The 5,506-nt window shown below is 64.6% G+C and carries 1 protein-coding gene; it reads right to left on the reverse strand.

The features are described 5' to 3' along the window. Nucleotides 1-5,506, reverse strand: a 5,506-nt coding sequence (locus tag OUZ52_RS22030) for a beta strand repeat-containing protein (RefSeq protein ID WP_266160744.1), incomplete at both ends; no start/stop codon positions are given.

Consider the following 5,506-nt stretch of genomic DNA (forward strand, 5'->3'; position numbering starts at 1 on the left):
GCGCAACCGTCATGCGACCCGTCAACTCACCCAGCGCGATGCCATGCAGCATCGGTGCGCTGGCATCGGCCTCCGGCTTGGGTCCGGCACCGCGATCGACCGTGGTGGAGCCGGCCACATAAGCCGCCGGACTGAAGCCACCCTGCACCTGCAGATGAGTGGCCTTGGCACTGGCTTGCCAACCATCGCCGTTGCGGTCGTCGAACACCGTGCCGAAGACACGGCTGTCTTCGAACAAGGGATCGGCAACGCGTTGCACCGTCGCCTGCGCGACGTTGCTGGTCTTCACGCCGTTGAGCAGCATCTGCGCGGTATTGACGTAAGTGCCGCGCGCCGAAGCGCCCGGCCCCACGCGCAACAGATAGACCAGGGTGACGCGCTTACCGGCACCGATACCGACGCCTTCGACGCGGATCGGGCTGCTGCCGGCCAGATGGCTCTTGCCGTCGCTGTCGCTCACCGTCAGCGAATTGGCGACCAGGGTGAATCCCACCGGCGGCGTATCGGCGAGTACCGCGCTGTGCACGTCGGTCGGGCCGACATTCTCGACCGTCAGCGTGTAGCGCACGATATCGCCGACATTCGCCGTTTGTGGCGTGGCCTGCTTGCTCAGGCGCAATAGCTGGGCATCGCTGACCGCGAGCTTGACCTGCGCGGTACTGCAATTGCTCGGGTCGAGCACATCGCAGATGCGATACGACAGCGTGTAATTGCCGGTAGGCGTGCCCGCCGGCACGACGATGCTGCCATCCGGATTGATCGTCACGTTGGGCATGCCGCCGCTACTGACCAGGGTGATGATCACGCTGTGCGGATCAGTAATGATCTTGCCGCCCGCGGTATCGTTGCCGAGCACATTGCCCGGCGAACCGCCGGTTGCCGTATTCACCGGCGTCTGTTGATAGTCGTCCGGCACCGCTTGCAACGGCAGTGAGGTGACAACGACGCTGATGGTCGCGGCAGCGCAGTGGCCCGGATTGAGCTTGTCGCAGATCTGGTAGCCGATGGTGTAGGTGCCCGCGGGCGTGCCCGGTGCCACCGAGACCTGACCCGTCGCCGGGTTCACGCTCACATTCGGATGGCTGGCCGGTGCGGTGACGCTCATCGTCACCGTGGCTGGCGTGGCCTTGACGCCGTTGAGCGTGTCGTTATCCAGTGCATTGCCGACATTCGGATTGCCTGCACTGCCATCGATGCCGGTGTAGCTGTCGTTAGTCGCGACGATCTTGCCGGCCACCACCGTAACCGTCACCGCGGCGGTGACGCAGTTGGTCGGATTGAGCTTTTCGCAGATCTGGTAGCCGATGGTGTACGTGCCTGCGGGCGTGCCCGGCGCGACGGAGACTTCGCCCGTTGCCGGATTCAGGCTGACATTCGGATTACTGGCCGGTGTGGTGACCGTCATCGTCACCGTGGCCGGAGTCGCCGGCGCACCGTTGAGCGTGTCGTTGCTCAGCACGTTGCCCGCACTCGGGTTTCCGGCGCCGCCATCGATGCCCGTGTAGTTGTCGTTACCGGCGGCGATTTTCCCGGCCATCACCGTCACCGTGATGGTGGCGGTCGCGCAGTTGCTCGGATTGAGCTTTTCGCAGATCTGGTAACCGATGCTGTACGTGCCTGCCGGCGTGCCCGGCGCGACGGAGACTTCGCCGGTCGCCGGATTCAGGCTCACATTTGGATTGCTGGCCGGTGTGGTGACCGTCGCCGTCACGGTCGCCGGCGTGACCTTCGCGCCATTGAGCGTGTCGTTATCCAGCGCATTGCCCGCATTCGGATTGCCCGCGCTGCCATCGATACCGGTGTAGCTGTCGTTGGTCGCGACGATCTTGCCGGCGATCACCGTGACGGTGGCCGTCGCCGTGCTGCAGTTGGTCGGATTGAGCTTTTCGCAGATCTGGTAACCGATGCTGTACGTGCCTGCGGGCGTACCCGCTGCGACGGAGACTTCGCCGGTCGCCGGATTCAGGCTTACGTTCGGATTGCTGGCCGGCGTGGTGACGGTCGTCGTCACCGTGGCCGGTGTCGCCGGCGCGCCGTTCAACGTGTCGTTGCCCAGCACATTGCCCACGGCGGGATTGCCTGCGCCGCCGTCGATGCCGGTGTAGCTGTCGTTGTCGGCCACGATCTTGCCGACATCGACAGTCACCGTGACCGTAGTCGTCGCGCAGTTGGTCGGGTTGAGCTTCTCGCAGATCTGATAACCGATGGTGTACGTGCCTGCCGGCGTGCCCGGCGCCACCGAGACCTGTCCATTGGCGGGATTGAGACTGACGTTCGGATTGCTGGCCGGTGCGGTCACCGTCATGGTCACGGTGGCTGTCGTTGCGGGTGCGCCGTTCAAGGTGTCGTTGCCCAGCACATTGCCGGCATTGGGATTGCCCACACCGCCGTTGATGCCGGTGTAGTTGTCGCTGCCTGCGGTGATGGCGCCGACGACCGTGGTGATGGTCGCCGTCGCTGTCGCGCAGTTGGCCGGATTGAGCTTTTCGCAGATCTGGTAACCGATGGTGTACGTGCCTGCCGGCGTGCCCGGTGCGACGGATACTTCGCCGGTCGCCGGATTCAGGCTCACATTCGGATTGCTCGCCGGTGTCACGACCGTCGTCGTCACCGTGGCCGGTGTCGCCGGCGCGCCGTTCAACGTGTCGTTGCCCAGCACGTTGCCCGCACTGGGATTGCCCACGCCACCGTTGATGCCGGTGTAGCTGTCGTTATCGGCCACGATCTTGCCGGCCGCTACCGTCACCGTCACGGTCGCCGTGGTGCAGTTAGTCGGATTGAGCTTTTCGCAAATCTGATAACCAATGGTGTAGGTGCCTGCCGGCGTGCCCGGCGCCACGGAGACTTCGCCGGTCGCCGGATTCAGGCTGACATTCGGATTACTCGCCGGTGTGGTGACGGTTGTCGTCACCGTCGCCGGTGTCGCCGGCGCACCGTTGAGCGTGTCGTTGCTCAGCACGTTGCCCGCAGGGGGATTGCCGCTGCCGCCGTCGATGCCGGTGTAATTGTCATTGCCGGCCACGATCTTGCCGGCCACGACAACGACCGTCGCGGTGGCGCTCGCGCAGTTGGCCGGGTTGAGCTTTTCGCAGATCTGATAACCGATGGTGTACGTGCCCGCCGGCGTGCCCGGCGCGACCGAGACTTCGCCGGTCGCTGGATTCAGGCTCACATTCGGATTGCTGGCCGGTGTGGTGACCGTGGTCGTCACCGTCGCCGGTGTCGCCGCTGCGCCGTTGAGTGTGTCGTTGCTCAGCACATTGCCTGCGCTGGGATTGCCCGCGCCGCCGTCGATGCCGGTATAGCTGTCGTTGGTCGCGGCAATCGCACCGGCAGTCACCGTGACGATCGCCGTCGCATGGGCGCAGTCTGTCGGTCGGATCGCATCGCAAATCGTGTACGGCACGTTGTAAGTGCCTGCCGTCGTACCCGGCTTCACGGTGATGCTGCCATCGGCATTGAGCGTGAGGCCGCCCGCCGCAGGCGGCGCGGCGATGCTGCCCCAGCTCAACGTGACATCGCCCTTGGCGGCGCCGATCGACGGGCCGGTGACGGCACCCAGCAGATCGTTCGCCACGACGTTGCCGGTGACGCCGCCCGTGGCTCCGCCGATGCCCGGATAGCTGTCGTTGTTGGCGATGATGACGGGCGTACCGACTGGCGTATCGGCCGTGCCTGTCGAGGTGGTGGTGCCACCGCCCGCCACGCTGCCGTTGACGGTGGCGACGTTGTGAATCGGATTGCCTGCATCCACGTCGGCTTGCGTCACCGTGTAGGCAAAGCTGCCGCAGTTGGCGCTCTTGCCTGGGTCGATGGCCGTCGGCGTACAGGCCAGCGCCGTGGAACCGGCCATCGGGTCGGACACGGTCAAGCCACTCAACGCGATGCTGCCATTATTGGTCGCGGTAATGGCGTAGGTAATCACTTCGCCGACATCGGCCTTGCCGTTGCCATTGCTATCGGCGAGGTTGGCCGTCTTGCTGACTTGCAGTGACGGCGTGCCTTGCACGGTGGTCTGCCATGACGAGGTGTTGTCGGCCAACTTGCTGGCTGGCTCGCCCACCGTCGTATCGGTCGCGGCGAGCTGCACCGTGGCCGTGTTGGTGATGACGCCGGCCGCACTGGCGGGCGCGGTGGCGTTGATGGTGATCACCACACTGCCGTTGGCGGGCAGGCTTTGCACGGCGCCGGTCACGGTATAGCCGCTGGCGGCGCTGCCGCTTACCGCCACGGCGCTGGCGCCGCACACCGCACCGCCCGTGGCGCTGCCGCAACTGACACCGGCAGCGCTTACACCGGTAATGCCAACCGGCAAGGTATCGGAGAAGGTCGGCCCGGTGGCCGGGTAGCTGCCGTTGTTGCGGATCGTCAGCGTATAGCTGAGCGGCTGGCCCGCCAGCACCGTGGCCGGCCCCGACTTGAGCAGATTCAGATCGACCACGCGCGGGATATTGGTCAGCGTGCAATCGACGTGATCGCCGAGCTGCTGCAGATTCAGCGTCGGCAGACTGTTGGGATCGTACGCGCCGTTGGGCAATGCCGTGTTCGAACCCGCATTGCCGTTGCTGCAGACGATGCTTTTGTCGTACTGCGCCAGCGTGGATTTGCTGCCGGGCGCCATCTCTTCCTTGAAGGTAAGCAGATTGCCCGGCATCACCGCCTGGCCGCTGATGTACGGATAATTTCCGCTTGCGGCACCACTGGTGGAGGTGTTGATGATTTCCTGATTCTGGACGTTGAAGACGCGATAGGTGATCTGGTCAGCCGGATCCATGCGCCCCGATGGCAATGCCTTGCGCAGGCGCGCGCCGCCCCAGCGCACACCGAAGGCGAAGCCTTGCAGGCTGCTGCCATTGGTATGCACCTGACCGACCACGGTGAATGGATTGCCGGTCTTGGTGGTGGAAAACACCGCGGCATTCGCCGTGCCGCTTTTGCCGACCAGGCGCTGGCAGTCGATCATGCCGTCGCATGCAGAGGTCGGCGTGGCCGGAATCCCGCTGCTGCCAGGCGCGCCGTAGGCGACGTTATTGCCGGGCTGGGTCGCGCCCAACCATTCCACTAGCCGCAAGGGACTACCGCCGGATACCACGCCGAAATCGAGCAGTTCGCCGCTGTTGGTGCTTTCGCCGTCGGCAATCACCACTTCGAAATTATTGGTCGCCTCGACCCCGTTGGGATTGAACAAATGGATGTCTTGCAGCGTGACCGATGTGTCGTTGCCCACCGAGCCGTTATTCGTGTAAAGCACCGCCTTGTTCGGCTTGTAGACCGTGTAATAGCCGCTGCTGCCGCTGAACTGCGAGCCGCTCCAGCTCGGCGCCTGCACGCCGCCGAGTCCGGCGCTGGCGCCCACATTGCCGACCACCGCCGTAAAGGTCATGGTGGAGCCGTCTGGCAAAGCGAATGTCAGCGGCGTCGAGCCATTCGCAGTAAGGGTGACACCATCGAGCTGCAACCAGCAGATCTCATCGACGTGTTGGCCCTTGGAATTGGGATCGGCCAT

This window comes from Dyella silvatica, from assembly GCF_026283955.1.
Lineage (GTDB): Bacteria > Pseudomonadota > Gammaproteobacteria > Xanthomonadales > Rhodanobacteraceae > Dyella_C > Dyella_C silvatica.